Raw genomic sequence first — 15,428 nt, forward strand, 5'->3', positions numbered from 1 at the left:
GACTTGCCAGCGTCACGCGCGGCGCGTTGGCTGTCCCCGGTGAAAGGGGCCTGTGCATGACGAAACACCCGGTCGACGAAGTCCTGCCCGCCGGACGGCTGGCGCTGCTCGGGCTGCAGCACATGTCGATCATGTACGCTGGCGCGGTCGCGGTGCCGCTGATCGTCGGCAGCGCGCTCAAGCTGGACCCGGCGACGATCGGGCTGCTGGTCAACGCCGATCTGCTGGTGGCGGGCATCGCGACGCTGATCCAGGCGGTCGGCATCGGCAAGCTGCTGGGCATCCGGCTGCCGGTGGTGGCGGGCGCGACGTTCAGCGTCGTCAACCCGATGATCCTCATCGCCTCGCAGTACGGCCTGCCCGCCGTCTACGGCGCGATGCTGGCCTCCGGTGTCTTCGGGCTGCTCATCGCGAAGCCGTTCGCGAAGCTGATCCGGTTCTTCCCGCCGCTGGTCACCGGGACGCTGCTGCTCGTCATCGGCGTCTCGCTGCTCGGCCCGGGCGCGGGACTGATCGCGGGCAACGACACCAGCGCGCCGGACTACGCGGCCCTGTCGCACCTCCTGCTCGCGTTCGGCGTCTTGGCGCTGCTCGTGCTGTTCACGCGGGTGCTGCGCGGGTTCGCCAACCAGATCGGGCCGCTGCTGGCGCTGGCGATCGGGCTGGTGGCCGCGATCCCGATGGGACTGGTGCACTGGGACGGCCTCGGCGCGGCGAGCTGGTTCGGGCTCGCGTCGCCGTTCCACTTCGGGGCGCCGACGTTCCCGGTCGCCGCGGTCCTGTCGATGTGCGTGGTCATGCTGGTGACGTTCACCGAGTCGACCGCGGACATGATCGCCGTCGGCGAGATCACCGGGCGGCCGCCGACCGACTCCGACCTCGCGCGAGGCCTGGCCACCGACGGCTTCTCGGCCGTGCTCGGCGGCGTGCTGAACTCCTTCCCCGACACGGCGTTCGCGCAGAACGTCGGCCTGGTGCGGATGACCGGCGTCCGCAGCCGCTGGGTGGTCGCGGTGACCGGCGGGATCCTGGTGCTGATGGGCCTGGTCCCGAAGATCGGCGCGTTCATCGCGGCGATCCCGCAGCCGGTGGTCGGCGGGGTCGCGGTCGTCATGTTCGCGATGGTCGCCGCGGTGGGCGCGCAGAACCTGAAGAAGGTCGAGTTTTCCGGCAACCACAACACTTTCATCGTCGCGGTCGCGCTCGGCGTCGGGCTGCTGCCGGCGTTCGCGCCGAAGATCTTCCAGCACTTCCCCGCGTGGCTGCAGACGATCTGCGGCAGCTCGATCACGGTGGCGGCGGTGCTGGCGTTCGTGCTGAACCTGCTGTTCAACCACCTCGGCCGGCGCACGGAGCCGGATCTGCTGGAAGCGCCGTGAGCAGCCGCTCGACGAGCCGGGCCCCGGTGCCCGGCTCGACCGGGCGGCGGAACAGCACGCGCAGGTAGAGCGGGGCCAGCACGAAGTCGAGCACTTCGTCGACCGACGGCACCGGCTCACCCCGCGCTTCAGCCTTGTCCAGCGCGTCTTGGAGGTCGGCGCCGCGGTCCTGCAGGTATTCGAGCGGTTCCTTCTCCGGCCCGAGGGTCGCGACGAGCGCGCGAAGCAGGATCTGGCCGCGCGGGTCGCGCATCGCGCGTTCGACGCCCTCGGCCCAGCCGAGCAGGTCGCCGCGCAGCGAACCGGTGTCCGGGATCGGCGACGTCGCGCGCAGGCGCGTCACGGCCGCGTCGAGGAGCAGGTTGTCGCGCCCGCCCCAGCGCCGGTAGATGCTGGTCGGGTTCACCCCGGCCCGTTCGGCGATCTTCGGGACGGTCGCGTCGATCTCCCCGGCCGCGAGGAGCTCGATCACGGCTTCGTGGACGGCATCGCGGACACGGGCGCTGCGGCCGCCGGGTCGGGTCATCCACCCATCTTAAAGCAAACAAGCTTGCTTTAGCCGTCGCCCCGTGGCTATCGTTAAAGCAAACAACTTGGCTTTAGGGAGACCGAAGTGGCCCGCAAGATGACCCGGGAAGAGCGCGAAGCCTTCCTCGCCGAACCGCGCGTCGGCGTGCTGAGCGTCGCCGGCGAACCCGGCCGCGCCCCGCTGACCACGCCGATCTGGTACCGCTACGAGCCGGGCGGCGACATCCTCGTGATGACCTCCCCCGGCCTGCGCAAGACCCGGCTGATCGAGGCGGCCGGCCGGTTCGCGCTGTGCGTCCAGGAGCAGAACGGCGTCTACAAGTACGTCTCGGTCGAGGGACCGGTGGTGAAGACGTGGCCGATGACCAAGGCGGAGCGCCACGCGGTCGCCGCGCGCTACCTGCCGCCGGGTGTGAGCGACGCCTACACGGACGCGACCGACGGCACGCACGGGAGCAACATCGCGATCGTGATGCGCCCGGAGCGGTGGAACACCTCGGACTTCAGCGACCTCGCGGAGCAGCTGGCGTGATCACCAGCAGATGATCAGCAGGCACGTCGTCGGCTTCGGCGGCGCCGGGGGCGCCGGCCGAGTCGGCTGCTGGCCGCCCGTCGTCGCCGGCGTCGTCGTGACCGAGCCGGACGGGTCACCGCTGGTCGGCGTGGTCGTCGGCGTCGTGGAGTCGGCGCTGCTCTCGGTCGTCGTGGGCTTGCCGGGCACCTCGGTGACGGTCTCCCGTGGCACGCCACTGCCCGGGACGACGTCGCCGCCGCCGGTGCCACCCTCCGGGGGCGAGTCCGTGGCCTGGTCGGCGCCGCCGAGGCCGGTGGTGCGCTGCGGGAACGGGATCACCTGGATCTGGTCGACCGCCGACGCGTCCGGCGTGCCCTTGCCGCCGAGCCCGACCAGCACCGCGGCGGCCCCGCAGCCGATGACGACGGCGAGCATCACCGCGAGCACCCGCCACCGCGACTGCCCCGGCCCCGCCCGTTCACCCCAGCCCTCGCGCACGAGCAGCTCGGCGACCGATACCTCGTCGTTCACCCCGACAGACCTTCCCGAGAGGCCTTTCGGCCGACATCGTGGCCGTATTTTTACCGCACAAGCCACCCAAACGGGTGAGCAACTGGTAAAAATCTCTTCCCCGTCGCAAGAGTTTGACAGTGAGTGACAAGCACAGCGTTTTCTAAGCTGGCACTCGTGATACTCCCAGCATGACCGGCGAAGCTCAGCCCATGCTGCTGAAAGCCGGACGGCCGGTCCCCGTGATCGCCGTCCCCCGTCGCTTGAGCGCACGGCAGCTCGTCCGTTTCATCCCGAATCCGAAGGCGACACCGTTCACCTTCGGCTATCTGGTCCTCTTGCTCGGCACGACGCTCGTCCTCAAGTTCGCCGACCCCGCGGTGACCGAGCGGCTGCTCCGGCTGTCCAGCACCGACGCCCACAACCTCTGGCGGCGGCCGCTGACCTCGCTGCTGACCAGCGCCCTCTGGCTCTCCGACGAAGGCTGGCTCGCCTACGTCGTGATCTTCGCGATCGCGGTCGCCCCGCTGGAACGCCGGTTCGGCGCCCGCCGCACGCTCACCGTGTTCTTCTCCGGGCACGTGCTGGCCACGCTCGTCACCGAGCTGCCGGTGATGGCGCTGATCAACGCGCACGTCCTGCCGGCCTCCGCCGGGCACTGGCTCGACATCGGCGTCAGCTACGGCTTCTTCACCACGGCCGGCACGCTCGTGTTCCTGCTGCGCGGCCGGGCCCGGCTGTTCGCACTGGCCGCGATGGAGGCGTTCATCGCGGTGATCTGGATCAGCGACGACCCGGTGGCCCTCGATGCGGTCGTCACGCTGCTCGGCCACGCGTTCGCCGCGCACTTCGGGCTGCTGTTCTGGGGTCCGTGGCTGCGTGCCGCGACGGGTAGGCAGGTGGCGGCGTCGGTGGTGTAATCGACGGGCCACGGCCGCGCAGCACGGGGGACGGACGCTCATGGAGGCTGACTCGCTCACCGAGCTGGTCGAGCTGAGTCCGGACGCGATCTGCGTCCACGAGCACGGCGTCCTCACCTACGCCAACCGGGCCGCGCTCGAGACGTTCGCCGCGCGCGGCACCGCCGAGGTCGTCGGGCGCCGGTTCGCCGATTTCGTCGCCGAGGATTCACAGGCCGAGCTGGCCGGGAAGCTCGAAGGGCTGACCAGGCCGGGGCAGGCGAGCGAGCCCGTCGAAGCGCTGATGTCCCGGCTCGACGGGAGCAAGTTCGCCGTCGAGACGGTCGTGGTGCGCCTCCGGGGCGCGGCCGCGTACCAGGTCGTCATGCGGGACATCACGGCGAAGAAGGCGGCCGCGGACGCCCTCCGCTACCAGGCCGCGCTGGTGTCGCACGTCAGCGACGCCTTGATCGCGACCACCGGCGACGGCGTCGTGACCAGCTGGAACCCGGCCGCCGAAGCGGTGTACGGCTGGACTGCGGCCGAGGCCGTCGGGCGGCGCGCGAGCGAACTGGTCGGCGCGTCGCTGGACCTGGCGGCGATCCGGCGCGGCGGCGGGGTCGCCGAGGCGGTGCACCGGCGGCGCGACGGCGCTCCCCTCGCGGTCCGGGTTTCGGCAGCTGAGATGAACGACGGTTACGTGCTCGTCTGCGCCGACGAAACCGCGCGGCGGCGGGCCGAGCAGAACTACCGCACGGTCGTCGCGTCGCTCGACGAAGGCGTGCTGGTGATGGGCCCGACCGGGCTGATCGAAGCGGCGAACCCGGCGGCGTGCCGGATCCTCGGCGTGCCCGAGCCCGACCTGATCGGCGTCCCGTGCCACACGCTGGTGCTGTTCACCGAGTCCGGGCACTGGATCCCGCCGGACGAGATGCCGTCGGTGCAGTCCCGGCGGACCGGCGTCACGCACAACGGCCTGGTCGTGCGCCTGCGGCGGCCGGACGGGCGGGACGTCTGGGTGTCGCTGACCTCGCGGCTGCTCGACCCGGACGACCCGACGACGCGGGCCGTCGTCACCACGTTCACCGACATCACCGAGACCCGCGCGATCAGCGCGCGGCTGGCCCACGACGCCACCCACGACCCGCTCACCCGGCTGGCCAACCGGACCCTGCTCCTCGACCGGCTCGACGTCCGCGAGCGCGGGGCGCTCACGGTGCTGTTCCTCGACCTGGACAAGTTCAAGGTCATCAACGACTCGCTCGGGCACTCGGTCGGCGACCAGGTGCTGCGGATCGTCGGCGAGCGCCTGCGCCGCAGCTCCGGGCGCGAGGACCTGGTCGGCAGGCTCGGCGGCGACGAGTTCGTCGTCGTCACCGGCGAAGTCACCGAGCCCGCCGAAGTCCGGGCGCTGGCCGAGCACCTCCGGGCCGCGCTGGCCGAGCCGATCGGCGTGCTCGGCAGGCAGCTGCACCTCGACGCCAGCATCGGCGTCGTCCTCGTCGACGGCGCCGACGACCGCAGCGCGGAGGACCTGCTGCGCGACGCGGACGTCGCGATGTACCAGGCGAAGACGCTCGGCCGGGGCCGCCACCACTTCTTCGACGTCGGCCTGCGCGAGCGCATGCAGCGGCGGCTGCGGATGGAACAGGACCTGCGCGACGCGGTCCACGACGGCCAGCTGTGGCCCGCGTACCAGCCGGTCGTCGACCTGCGGACCGGCGAAATGGTCGCGGTCGAGGCGCTGCTGCGCTGGACGCACCCGCGGCAGGGCGCGATCTCGCCGTCGGAGTTCATCCCGCTCGCCGAGGAGAGCGACCTGATCAACGTGATCGGCAAGGCGATGCTGCGCGCGACGACCCGCGAACTCGCCGCGCGGCGCACCGGAGGTCTGGACCTGACGCTGAAGGTCAACCTGTCGGCCCGCCAGCTCGACGACCCGCACCTGGTGCCCGCGGTCCAGGACGCGCTGGCGAGCACCGGGCTCCCGGCCGCCGCGCTGTGCCTGGAGGTCACCGAAAGCGCGTTGATGCGCGACCAGGAAGCGGCCGCGGAAGTGCTGGCGTCCCTGCGATCCCTGGGCGTGCTGCTGGCGATCGACGACTTCGGCACCGGCTATTCGTCGCTCGCCCAGCTGCGCCGGCTGACGCTGGACACGCTCAAGATCGACCGCTCGTTCATCACCGGCATCGCCGAATCCCGCGACGCGGCGGCGATCGTCACGAGCATCATCGCGATGGCCCACGCCGTGGACCTGACGGTGATCGCCGAGGGCGTCGAGTCCGCCGAGCAGGTGGACCTGCTCCGGTCGCTGGGGTGCGACCAGGCGCAGGGCTACCACCTCGGCCGCCCGGTCGCGGCGGCCGAATTGTTCGGTCAGTAAACGGTTTTGAGCCGCTCGAGCTCGTCCGCGGTCAGCTCGATGCCGAGGTCTTTGAGGGTGGCGTCGAGTTCCCCGGGCGCGATGGTGGTGGTTTCGCTGTGCCCACCGGGTTTTTCGACGGTGAGCTCGCGGCCGAGGAGCCGCCGGCTGACGCCCGGTTCGAGCGTCATGACCACGAGCCGTCCGGTGAACGGCGACTTCGGGTGCGTCGACGTGTAGTGGTGGTAGACCTCGTAGTCGATGGGGTGCATCCCGTTGAGCCGGAACTCGAGGATGTCCTCACCGTCCTTTTGCAACGTCCACCAGCCGTCTTGGTGCTTCAGCCGCTGCGGCCAGCCTGCCTGGTCGACCTCCGCGCCGTCCACGAGCGGCATGGGCTCGAGGATCCCGGCCCCGTACCCGACGTCGGCGAGAAAGCTGCGGCCGTCCACGTCGACGACGAGGGTCATGTGCGTGTACGGCCCCGGCCGCCGCGGCTGCACGCGCGCGGAAAGCCGGTGCACGGTGTAGCCGAGCCGCTCGAGGACGGCGGCGAAGAGGCCACTCTGTTCGTAGCAGTAGCCGCCCCGCCGCCGCCCGACGAGCTTGGCGTTCACGACGTCGAGCGAAATCCCTTGGTGCTGCCCGAGAACGACGTCGACGTTCTCGAACGGGATGGCCCCGACGTGCCCCCGCATGAGCTCCCGCAGCGCGGCTTCGGACGGCGGGCGGCGCTGTTGCCCGGTGCGCGCCAGGTAGGCGTCGAGATCGACGGCATCGATGCCCCATTCATCGGTCATGGACCCACCCTGCACCCTCGACCTCGATCGAGGTCAACCCTCGTGCACGACCTTCCGCACCTCGACGGCGGTGTACTGGGCGTCGGGGATCTTCGCGGCCAGCTCGACCGCGCGCGCCTCGCTCTCGACGTCGACGACGTAGTAGCCGCAGAGGAAGGCTTCGGCCTCGACGAACCCGCCGTCCCGGGTGTGCGCCACGCCGTCCTTGACGGTGATGGTCTTGGTCTCGGCGGGTTCGGCGAGGGCTTTGGTCTCGACCATCTCGCCGGAGCCGGTGATGAGCTTGATGAACTCGCCGTGTCCTTCGTAGACGCCGTTCTTCTGGTCGTCGGTGAGGGTGGCCCAGATGGTCGGGTTCATGTGAAGGGTCAGGAGGTAGCGCATGTCGTCTCCCCGGTTCGGGCGGCGGCCCCTGGTGGGCTGCCTTTCGCCGGTGGGTCGGTGCTGTTCCGGCGGTCCGGACATGCGGCTTGGCGGTTCGCTCGTTCGGCCTAACGCCTCGTCCGGTTACGCGAGCCCCAGCGCGGCCAGCACCTTCCGCACCGCCTCCACGACCGGAGCACCGACCTCACCCGCGAAGGTGGCCACCCCGAGGATCTTCTTGGCCGCGCGCTTGAGGAGCCCCGGCTCGCTCTTCCCGTCGACGATCACCGCGTGCGCTTCGTCGACCTCCGCGACTTCGTCCGCGTCGAGCCGGGGTTTCATCAGCTCGATCGCCTCGGCGAGTTCGCGGAGTGCTTCTTCCTTCCCGCCGACCGTCCAGGTGTTGCCTTCGACCTTGTTGTCCCGGCCGATCACGCTGTTCGACACCGGGGCACTGATCTCGTACTTGTCGTTGCTGCTCATGTCGATGACCCTCTTGTCGACGTAGGTGATCCTGATGTGGTTCCTGGTCGTGCTTTCCGGCAGCCGCGCGGTTCGTTCGAGCAGCAGGTCCAGGCTTTTGAGGATGCCTTTGCTCTGCCCCAACAGTTCCGACCGCAGGCCGCGGAGAACAGCGGGCGAGGCCAGTTCTTCGCAGTTTTCGGCGAAGGCGAGTGCGGAAGACTGGTCGAACCCGCCCCGATCCTTCGGCACCAGGATTTTCAGCTGTGCGGCGAGGTAGCTCTTCAGCTTTTCTTCCGAGAAGACTTCCGGCGCGCTGTTCCAGGCGCGGATGACCCCGCGCAGGGATTCCCGTTCGGCGTGCAGCCGCCAGAGGTTCCCGCGGACCTGCCGGGCTCTCGCCCGGTCCGCGGCGACGTCGGTGACCACCGACCAGACGGGGATGATCTTCGCACCGAACTCCACCTGGTACCCGTTGATGGACGTGCTGTCGAATCGGCTCGCCGGATCCCCGTGGAGGCGTGCCGAGGGTTCCACCAGCACCGCAGGGAGGCCACCGGCCACCAGATCACCCGTAGCGGCCCCGAAGGATCTGGCCGTCGACACCTCGAGGAAGCGCCGGGCCAGGGGTTTCCCGCTGTCGCCCAGCGCCCGACCGGCCCCCGCGCGCACCTTCACCGAGAGGCAGTCCCGCGCGATGTCCCGCAGGGCTCCCACGGTCAGCGGGGCGCGACGGCGATCGTCGATTTGGAACCCGAAGTCGAGCCGAGCGGAGACACCGGACGAATAGAGCCGGCGGAACACCGGGGTGATCCGCGTGCCGTCCCGCAACGACGGCGGCTCCGCGTCGACGAACCGGACGAAGTTCTTCGCGTCGCAGAAGGCTCGTTCCCCGGACCAGTCGGAAATGCCCCCGCGCCGCCGATCCCGGATCGGGCCGGCGTCGCGCACGAACTCGTCGTCGCTGACCGGATCGGGCCAATGCGGAGAAGCCAGCCGCCCGGTGGGAAATGAAGCCAGCAACCGGAGATCGACCAGCGGCAGTTGCACGACGACGAGCATGAACCCGTTTCCCCGGCGGAAATTGTCCCCGACGGGCCGAGTTTAGGGCAGAACGATCCCCTCGTCGAACGTAATGGGGATCGCCGCCCAGGATCAGCCGAGAGGGCAGACCCCCGGGTTCCCCGGGCTCCGCCCTGCCACGCCTTCCACCGGCACCAACCGGCTCGGGCCACAGCCGATCCTGTGACCGACCCACGCATGAGGGCCCTCCGCCCCCACGCACACGGTCAGGTTCCTCGAGCAGCTCGCGGCCCCCGAGGATCTCGTCGCACGCAACGAGGCCACCCAGCCTAACCGGCCGTCGAGGGGTAGGAAAGCCACATGGCCTACGTCAGGTTCCAAAGCGCCGAGCCCACCGCCGAAGGGCGCCACCCCGGGTTCTTCGGCTTGATCAACAACTTGAGCAGGGCGGGTCGGCTCACAGCGGAGCAGGAAGAGTTCCGCCGGACCAACCACGCGTGGTACGAGTCCCACTACACGAATCCGGCCACGATCGATCCGGCCGTCTACGACCACGCGGTCAACCCGGGCGCGACCGCCTGGTTCAAAGACTCGGCCGAGGAGCTCGTCGGCCGTGCCGCCGGCTACCTCGAAATCCTCGACGCCCACGACGTCCGGTGGAACAAGCTGGTCTCCGACCAGGCGCCCGGGCGAATCATCTACGAGGACGACGACCAGATCGTCGTCGTCCCGTTCAGCTCCGGCTGACGAGCAGGTACCGCTCGTCCTCGATCGGGCCGCCCCACAGCGCGGGGTCGTCGAGCCGGATCACCGTCGCGGTTTCGCGGTGCGCGAGGACCAGGCGTTCGCACTCGGCGGCCGTGATCCCCGCCCCGGTGGACCACCGGCCTTCGACGAGCACCAGCCGCCCGTCCGGCTTGAGCAACCGCACCCAGGCTTCCAGCGCGGCGGACGGGTCGGGCATGGCCCAGAGCACGTGCCGCACGAGGACGACGTCGTAGGCACCGGGCGCGCAGGGCGGATCGGCGGCGTCCCCGGCGCGGAAGTCCACGGACACGCGCGCGGTAAGCGTTTTCCGCCGGGCCACTTCGAGCATCCGCCGCGAGCGGTCGACGCCGAGCACGGCGTGGCCCGCCTGCGCCAGCAGGACGGCGAGACTGCCGGTCCCGCACCCGAGGTCGACGACATCGGCGGGAGCCGGCGGCAGCACCGGCAGGAGGAGGTCGGCCCACGCGGCCCGCACGGCGGGGTCCCGCAGTCCGTGGTCGGGCTGCTCGTCGAAGGTGTCGGCTTCGGCGTCCCAGATGTCCGTCACACACAAGAAAGCCGCCTTGACCGGAGTCAAGACGGCTTCTTCGAACGGTGGCCAGGGCCGGGGTCGAACCGGCGACCTTCCGCTTTTCAGGCGGACGCTCGTACCAACTGAGCTACCTGGCCGGGAACGCCGGCAAGGAGCCGAACGATCTTGCGACCCTGACGGGACTCGAACCCGCGACCTTCGCCGTGACAGGGCGACGCGCTAACCAACTGCGCCACAGGGCCTTGCGTTACTACTGTACTGCGTACTCCCAACGGGATTCGAACCCGCGTTGCCGCCTTGAAAGGGCGGAGTCCTAGGCCGCTGAACGATGGGAGCCCGGCCGGTTTCGGGTGACCGACCGACCGCGCTCTCAGGTTCCCCTGGGAGCGATTACAAGCATAGGGCACGCTGCCACCGCTTTACACCGGGGGTTCCTTAAGCCCCCGACGGCGCCGGGACCTGCGCAAACGCCGCGAGTTCGGCCTGCCGCCGCTCGAGCTCGGCCAGCTCCCCTTCGGACAGCGCCGACGCCAGGAGTTCGTCGATCCGCGCGTCGGTGATCGACTCGGCCTCGCGCCAGCGCTCGCGGAGGTCCGGCTTGCGCTCCGCCGCGGCGACGAGCGCGTCGGCCGCGTCCTCCGGCCACGCGGTGCGCAGCAGCCGCTCGCGCCCGCCCTCGGGATCGGCGACCACCGCCTCGGGCACTGTGACGCCGAGCGCCCGCAGCGCGGCGAAGTGCAAGCCGCCGCGCAGCTCGCGGAAGACCATCAACGCGAAGCCGAGGCGTTCGGCGTCCCCTTCGGGCCGCTCGGCGTTCTTCCACCCGGCGAAGAGCGCCAGCCCGCTCGCGTCCGCGGCGCCCACCACGCGGAACAGCAGCTCGGCCAGGCGGCCGGGTTCCGGTACGGCCGAAAGGTTGACGCGCGACCACCGAGCCGATGACTCCGAGTAGGCGCGCACGGCGGCGGGCGCGTCGATGGCCGCCGCCGCCGCCGGCAGGACGAAGTCGAACAGCCAGTGCGGGAAGATCCCGAACAGCTCCGCGGCCACCTTCGGCGACACGTCCCCGAGCACCGCCGACCGCCCCCGCAGGCACAGCGACCGCGGCGGCAGGCCCACCTCCGCCTCGACCTCGGCCAGCTCCGGCGAAGTCATGAACTTGCCTCCCAGCACCTGCACCACCGACCGGATCCGGTTCGCCGTCGTCATGTCCGTTCCCCTTTCGACCCGACAACCGTAACACTGTTACGAAACCCGCGCCAAAGAGCGGTGCGCGACCTGCCAATTACTCCCCAGAAAGACCTTCAACCTGCGAGAACATCACGGGAAGGGTCCGGCACCGACACCGGACCCACCGGCTCACCGCTGAACCGGCGCCTGCCCGTCGTCATCCAGGTTCAGCCCCAGCATCTCCAGCAGCTGAACACAGTCCTCGACCCCCAACGCCCCGGCCGCGACCGCCAGCCGAGCCCGCCGAACCTGATCGTCGGACACCCGCTGCGCATCCCCGGCCCCACTGCGCTGCGCCGGCAACGCCCCGGCAAACGGAGCACTCCCCCCATCGGCACCTTCGTACCGAAGGAGGAACTGCCGCACTTCAACAGACCCGCTCATAGCTCCTCCACACGGCTCACAACAGCTTGGCCGCGAGGCTAACCAGCGCCGGCCGCCACACACAGCCCCCCGGAGAGTGAACCTGAGGCCACGCTCCGCTCAACGCAGCGCAATCAGCAGGGCAGGAGAAGAGCACCACCCGAACGAACGTCACCCACCGCGAAGTGACACCACACGCGGAAATTTCCCGCTCTCCACTCGCCCTGTCCAGCAACTCGTGCAACAATCGAAGTGCTGACACACCCCCGGTCAGCGCCTGTGGAGATCCCCTCCGACCCCCGCGTTCCTCCCCCTGGCGCGGGGGTCCTCCATTTTCTGGGCCTGCTCGGGCTTCACCCTTCGCTTCGGCCCATTCATTCCGGCGTATTGCCCGAGGGCCGAGTCCCCGGAGCCCCCACGGTGCCTTCGGTTCGGCTTGGCGGGATGGGGCGCGCAACCGGCCGCTCAGTCCGGTCAGCCCGCTCGCCTCGCACCCGTCCGCCCACCTGCCCGGTCAGGTCGCCCCGTACCCCTTGCGGCCGCGCTCGGCCGCCGCCACCCGGCTGATCGATTCCGCGCCCGTCCGACTCCCCACCCTCACAGCCGCGTCCGGCCCGCAAGTCCGCTCCGGAAGCTGTCTCGGCGACCTCGGCAATTCGGGGGGCGTTCTTGATCGATTCGCTCGGTTATTGAGGTGTTGCCCTCTGTTCAAAATCACCCCTACCCCATTGGGCTGATTGGGGGGTGGTTGCTCTGATTGGGGATATTCAAGGGCGTGTCGTGGCTCACAGTGGTTTGTGTGGTGAGACCTAACCGTTATCGTGGCTGGCGTGCCTCTTCCCTCCCTTGGCCGCTTGAGCAGCCGCACGAACCTCAAAGCCGCGTCCTCCGGGCGCCATCGTGGTGCCGCGAAGCCTGCGGACGACGGTGTCGTCGAGGACAAGGAACTCACCTCCTACCTCGCCGCGCTGGCGCCCGATGCCGACAACGAGAGCACCGGGACCGGCAAGCGCTTCGGCGAGGCGCAGGTCATCCAGCTCCGGATGAGCCTCATCGCCAACCAGCAGCTGAAGGACATCGCCGCCGAGCGGGACATCTCGCCCCAGGCGCTCGCCCAGGAATGGATCCTCGAGCGGCTCAACTGGGAAGGCCAGGCCTCCTCGCTGCAGGACCAGCGCCAGCAGACCGGTGACCTCACCGACCTCACCGACGAGTTCCACTTCCCCGCCGACGCCTTCGAAGCGCCGGCCCTCGGACGGCGCTGAACACCCCGGAAACCACATGAGAAAGGGCCCCCGGCGACGAATCGCCGGGGGCCCTTCACTCAGGCCTTAAGAAACGCAGAGGGCCTGTTGTCAGATCGCGCGGACCTTCTGGGCCTGCGGGCCCTTCTGACCCTGGCCGACCTCGAACTCCACCCGCTGGTTCTCCTCGAGGGTGCGGAAGCCGCGGCCCTCGATCTCCGAGTAGTGAACGAACACGTCGCCTTCGCCGCCGTCCTGCGCGATGAAGCCGAAGCCCTTCTCCGCGTTGAACCACTTCACAGTGCCTTGCGCCACCGCTGTACTCCTCGTTACACAGATCCGCTTCGAATGCCACCGAAGCGGCACCCCGACCGTCCCGGGCGGTTCCAACGAGACGAGTCAAGAGCGGTTCGGCTCCATGGCTCGCGTCAGAAGTTCCGCGAGTGTGAAGCCACGAACACGCAAAACGACGGCCTGAGAGCAGACTACCGGGATCTGGCCAAAGTTGAACCCCGTGATCGAGGCGAAAACCGGCTCTGCGCACCAAGGTCACCGGAACGTCGTAGGGCTCCCGCCCGGTTCTGTCGGACCCACCGGCTAGTCTGGCGCAGCACAGCGACACCGTGATCACCGGATACGGCTCGGAGTCGCCCGTGCCCCCTCCGTGAAAGCCCGCCGCGATCATTGTGACCTTCGTCACGCGACTCTTGCTCAACGTCGATGGTCCACGAGGCGTCTCGAAGGGGGAGGCACCAAATGGGGCAAAGGGGAATGGGTGTGACGGTGAGGACTTCCACGCGGCGCCGGGGCGCGGCAGTGGTACTGGGCTTGGTCGCGGTGCTCGCGCTGGGGGCGTGCAGCAGCGAACCGACGGTCTCGGCGAGCGGCTCTTCGGGCGGGGGCCCGACGGCTCCTCCGTCGCCCAGCGCGCAGCCCGCGAAGCTGACGGTGACGCCGGCCGGCGGCGCGCAGGACGTGGCGCCCGGCGAACCGGTGGGGGTCCAGGTCGCCGACGGCACGATCCTCTCGGTCACGCTGACGAACCCGGACGGCAAGCAGGTCCAGGGCCAGGCGTCGGCCGACAAGAAGAGCTGGAGCACCACCGAGCAGCTCGGCTACGGCAAGACCTACACCTGGTCCGGCCAGGCGCAAGGTTCCGACGGCAAGAACGTCGCCATCGGGGGCGCGTTCACCACCGTCAAGCCGAAGCGCCAGATGTCGGCGAGCCTGAACGTCGGGGACGGCCAGACGTACGGCATCGCGATGCCGATCGCGCTGACCTTCCCGAGCCGCGTCACCGACAAGGCCTCCGTCGAGAAGGCGCTGTCGGTCGAGACGACGCCGAAGACCGAGGGCTCGTGGGCCTGGCTGAACGGCGACACGTCGGTGCACTGGCGGCCGAAGGAGTACTTCAAGCCCGGCACGCAGGTCAAGGTCAACGCCAAGATCTACGGCGTCAAGATCGGCGAAGGCACGTACGGCAAGCAGGACGTCTCGGCGACCTTCGCGATCGGCCGCTCGCAGATCGTCAAGGGCAACACCACGCAGCACACCATGCAGGTGATCCGCGACGGCCAGCAGATCGCCGACTACCCGGTGAGCTACGGCCTCGACTCCGACCCGGGCCGCGTGACGCACAGCGGCGTGCACGTCGTGATGGGCAAGCAGGCCACGTACGCGATGAGCAACCCGAAGTACCACTACGAGAACGTCGTGGTGCCGTGGGCGGTCCGGATCTCCAACAACGGCGAGTTCATCCACGGGCTGGCGGCGTCGGTCTGGGCGCAGGGCAAGAAGAACATCTCGCACGGCTGCCTGAACCTCTCGCCGGCGCGGGCGAAGGAGTACTACGACGGCGTCCTGACCGGTGACCCGGTCGAGATCACCGGCAGCACGCAGACGCTGACCGCCAAGGACGGCGACTACAGCGACTGGACCTACGACTGGGCGAGCTGGCAGAAGCTGTCGGCCCTCGCCGGCTGAAGCCACTGAGGAGGACCGGGCGGCCGGGAAGTCCACCACGGACTTCCCGGCCGTTCGTGTTTTCCCGGCGACTCGCGAAATCCGGTGCAACCCCGGCGAAGCCCCACCGCATGACTACGGGCAGAGGCGCGACGATCCCGGTCGCGCCCGCCAGAAGAGGAGCTGTCTTGCGTATCCGCATCGCCCTGACCCTCGGCGCGCTCGTGCTCGCCGGTGGCGCCCTGTCCGGTGGCGTCGCGCTGGCCGCCCAGGCGCAGCCGGCCCCGCCGACCAGCGTCCGGCCCACCCAGGCGCCGTCCGACGTCCCGACGGCCACCCGCGCTCCCCAGCCGCCGTCCGCCGTGCCCGCGCCGCGCGAGACGACCCGCGCCCCGCGCACGGGCCCGGCTCCGCGCGTTCCGCGTGCCGTGCCCGCCGGCCCGACCGGTGACCTGCACCTGCCGGCCGTCGAGGTCGCCCGGTAGCCAG

At 69.9% G+C, this 15,428-nt stretch carries 17 protein-coding genes and 3 tRNA genes; 8 read left to right on the forward strand and 12 right to left on the reverse strand.

All coding sequences use genetic code 11. From position 1 onward, the window contains the following. Nucleotides 1–56 precede the first annotated feature (56 nt). Nucleotides 57–1,379, forward strand: coding sequence for a nucleobase:cation symporter-2 family protein (locus tag H4696_RS31605; protein WP_086860884.1), 1,323 nt, complete (start codon nt 57–59; stop codon nt 1,377–1,379). Here the strand turns inward: H4696_RS31605 and H4696_RS31610 are convergent. Next, on the reverse strand, nt 1,330–1,905 hold the full coding sequence (locus H4696_RS31610; protein WP_086860886.1) for a TetR/AcrR family transcriptional regulator: 576 nt from the start codon (nt 1,903–1,905) through the stop codon (nt 1,330–1,332). The two genes, H4696_RS31605 and H4696_RS31610, sit on opposite strands and share 50 nt — an antisense overlap. An 87-nt stretch (nt 1,906–1,992) precedes the next feature. Here H4696_RS31610 and H4696_RS31615 point away from each other — a divergent pair, with 87 nt between their 5' ends. After that, the gene (locus tag H4696_RS31615; RefSeq protein ID WP_086860887.1) at nt 1,993–2,439 is read left to right on the forward strand and encodes a pyridoxamine 5'-phosphate oxidase family protein; all 447 of its coding nucleotides are present in this window, start codon (nt 1,993–1,995) and stop codon (nt 2,437–2,439) included. On the opposite strand, the gene H4696_RS31620 is transcribed toward H4696_RS31615, so the two are convergent. After that, the gene (locus tag H4696_RS31620; protein ID WP_086860889.1) at nt 2,440–2,952 is read right to left on the reverse strand and encodes a hypothetical protein; all 513 of its coding nucleotides are present in this window, start codon (nt 2,950–2,952) and stop codon (nt 2,440–2,442) included. Nucleotides 2,953–3,122: 170 nt separating this feature from the next. Here H4696_RS31620 and H4696_RS31625 point away from each other — a divergent pair, with 170 nt between their 5' ends. Beyond that, the gene (locus H4696_RS31625) at nt 3,123–3,851 is read left to right on the forward strand and encodes a rhomboid-like protein (RefSeq protein WP_225955855.1); all 729 of its coding nucleotides are present in this window, start codon (nt 3,123–3,125) and stop codon (nt 3,849–3,851) included. A gap of 40 nt (nt 3,852–3,891) precedes the next feature. Then, the gene (locus tag H4696_RS31630; RefSeq protein WP_086860893.1) at nt 3,892–6,213 is read left to right on the forward strand and encodes a sensor domain-containing protein; all 2,322 of its coding nucleotides are present in this window, start codon (nt 3,892–3,894) and stop codon (nt 6,211–6,213) included. On the opposite strand, the gene H4696_RS31635 is transcribed toward H4696_RS31630, so the two are convergent. The 3 genes from H4696_RS31635 to H4696_RS31645 form a co-directional block, all read right to left on the reverse strand. After that, nucleotides 6,207–6,992 (reverse strand): arylamine N-acetyltransferase family protein, encoded by a 786-nt coding sequence (locus H4696_RS31635; RefSeq protein WP_086860895.1) that lies wholly within the window; start codon nt 6,990–6,992, stop codon nt 6,207–6,209. The genes H4696_RS31630 and H4696_RS31635 overlap by 7 nt on opposite strands. 33 nt (nt 6,993–7,025) lie before the next feature. After that, nucleotides 7,026–7,376, reverse strand: coding sequence for a YciI family protein (locus H4696_RS31640; RefSeq protein WP_086860897.1), 351 nt, complete (start codon nt 7,374–7,376; stop codon nt 7,026–7,028). Nucleotides 7,377–7,499: 123 nt separating this feature from the next. Continuing rightward, nucleotides 7,500–8,879, reverse strand: a complete 1,380-nt coding sequence (locus H4696_RS31645) for a hypothetical protein (RefSeq protein WP_086860899.1) — start codon at nt 8,877–8,879, stop codon at nt 7,500–7,502. A 321-nt stretch (nt 8,880–9,200) separates the two neighbouring features. Between H4696_RS31645 and H4696_RS31650 the strand changes: the two genes are divergently transcribed. Continuing rightward, on the forward strand, nt 9,201–9,587 hold the full coding sequence (locus H4696_RS31650) for a hypothetical protein (protein WP_086860900.1): 387 nt from the start codon (nt 9,201–9,203) through the stop codon (nt 9,585–9,587). On the opposite strand, the gene H4696_RS31655 is transcribed toward H4696_RS31650, so the two are convergent. The 6 genes from H4696_RS31655 to H4696_RS31680 all read right to left on the reverse strand — a co-directional run bounded on the left by H4696_RS31655 (nt 9,574) and on the right by H4696_RS31680 (nt 11,754). Then, nucleotides 9,574–10,155, reverse strand: coding sequence for a class I SAM-dependent methyltransferase (locus H4696_RS31655; protein ID WP_169735003.1), 582 nt, complete (start codon nt 10,153–10,155; stop codon nt 9,574–9,576). The two genes, H4696_RS31650 and H4696_RS31655, sit on opposite strands and share 14 nt — an antisense overlap. A 48-nt stretch (nt 10,156–10,203) precedes the next feature. Further along, nucleotides 10,204–10,277, reverse strand: a tRNA-Phe gene (locus H4696_RS31660). 31 nt (nt 10,278–10,308) lie between these two features. Next, nucleotides 10,309–10,382, reverse strand: a tRNA-Asp gene (locus H4696_RS31665). A gap of 21 nt (nt 10,383–10,403) precedes the next feature. Next, nucleotides 10,404–10,476, reverse strand: a tRNA-Glu gene (locus H4696_RS31670). 99 nt (nt 10,477–10,575) lie between these two features. Further along, on the reverse strand, nt 10,576–11,349 hold the full coding sequence (locus tag H4696_RS31675) for an SCO6745 family protein (protein ID WP_086860902.1): 774 nt from the start codon (nt 11,347–11,349) through the stop codon (nt 10,576–10,578). Nucleotides 11,350–11,499: 150 nt separating this feature from the next. After that, nucleotides 11,500–11,754, reverse strand: a complete 255-nt coding sequence (locus H4696_RS31680) for a hypothetical protein (RefSeq protein WP_086860904.1) — start codon at nt 11,752–11,754, stop codon at nt 11,500–11,502. An 809-nt stretch (nt 11,755–12,563) separates the two neighbouring features. On the opposite strand from H4696_RS31680, the gene H4696_RS31685 reads away from it, so the two are divergent. Next, the gene (locus H4696_RS31685) at nt 12,564–12,998 is read left to right on the forward strand and encodes a hypothetical protein (protein WP_169734784.1); all 435 of its coding nucleotides are present in this window, start codon (nt 12,564–12,566) and stop codon (nt 12,996–12,998) included. A gap of 90 nt (nt 12,999–13,088) precedes the next feature. On the opposite strand, the gene H4696_RS31690 is transcribed toward H4696_RS31685, so the two are convergent. After that, nucleotides 13,089–13,292 (reverse strand): cold-shock protein, encoded by a 204-nt coding sequence (locus tag H4696_RS31690; protein ID WP_003097368.1) that lies wholly within the window; start codon nt 13,290–13,292, stop codon nt 13,089–13,091. Nucleotides 13,293–13,748: 456 nt separating this feature from the next. Between H4696_RS31690 and H4696_RS31695 the strand changes: the two genes are divergently transcribed. Together H4696_RS31695 and H4696_RS31700 are read left to right on the forward strand one after the other, a co-directional pair. Then, nucleotides 13,749–14,960 (forward strand): L,D-transpeptidase, encoded by a 1,212-nt coding sequence (locus H4696_RS31695; RefSeq protein ID WP_086855949.1) that lies wholly within the window; start codon nt 13,749–13,751, stop codon nt 14,958–14,960. Between the two features lie 167 nt (nt 14,961–15,127). Next, nucleotides 15,128–15,424, forward strand: coding sequence for a hypothetical protein (locus H4696_RS31700; protein WP_192782641.1), 297 nt, complete (start codon nt 15,128–15,130; stop codon nt 15,422–15,424). The last annotated feature ends 4 nt before the right edge of the window (nt 15,425–15,428 follow it).

Source organism: Amycolatopsis lexingtonensis, from assembly GCF_014873755.1.
GTDB lineage: Bacteria > Actinomycetota > Actinomycetes > Mycobacteriales > Pseudonocardiaceae > Amycolatopsis > Amycolatopsis lexingtonensis.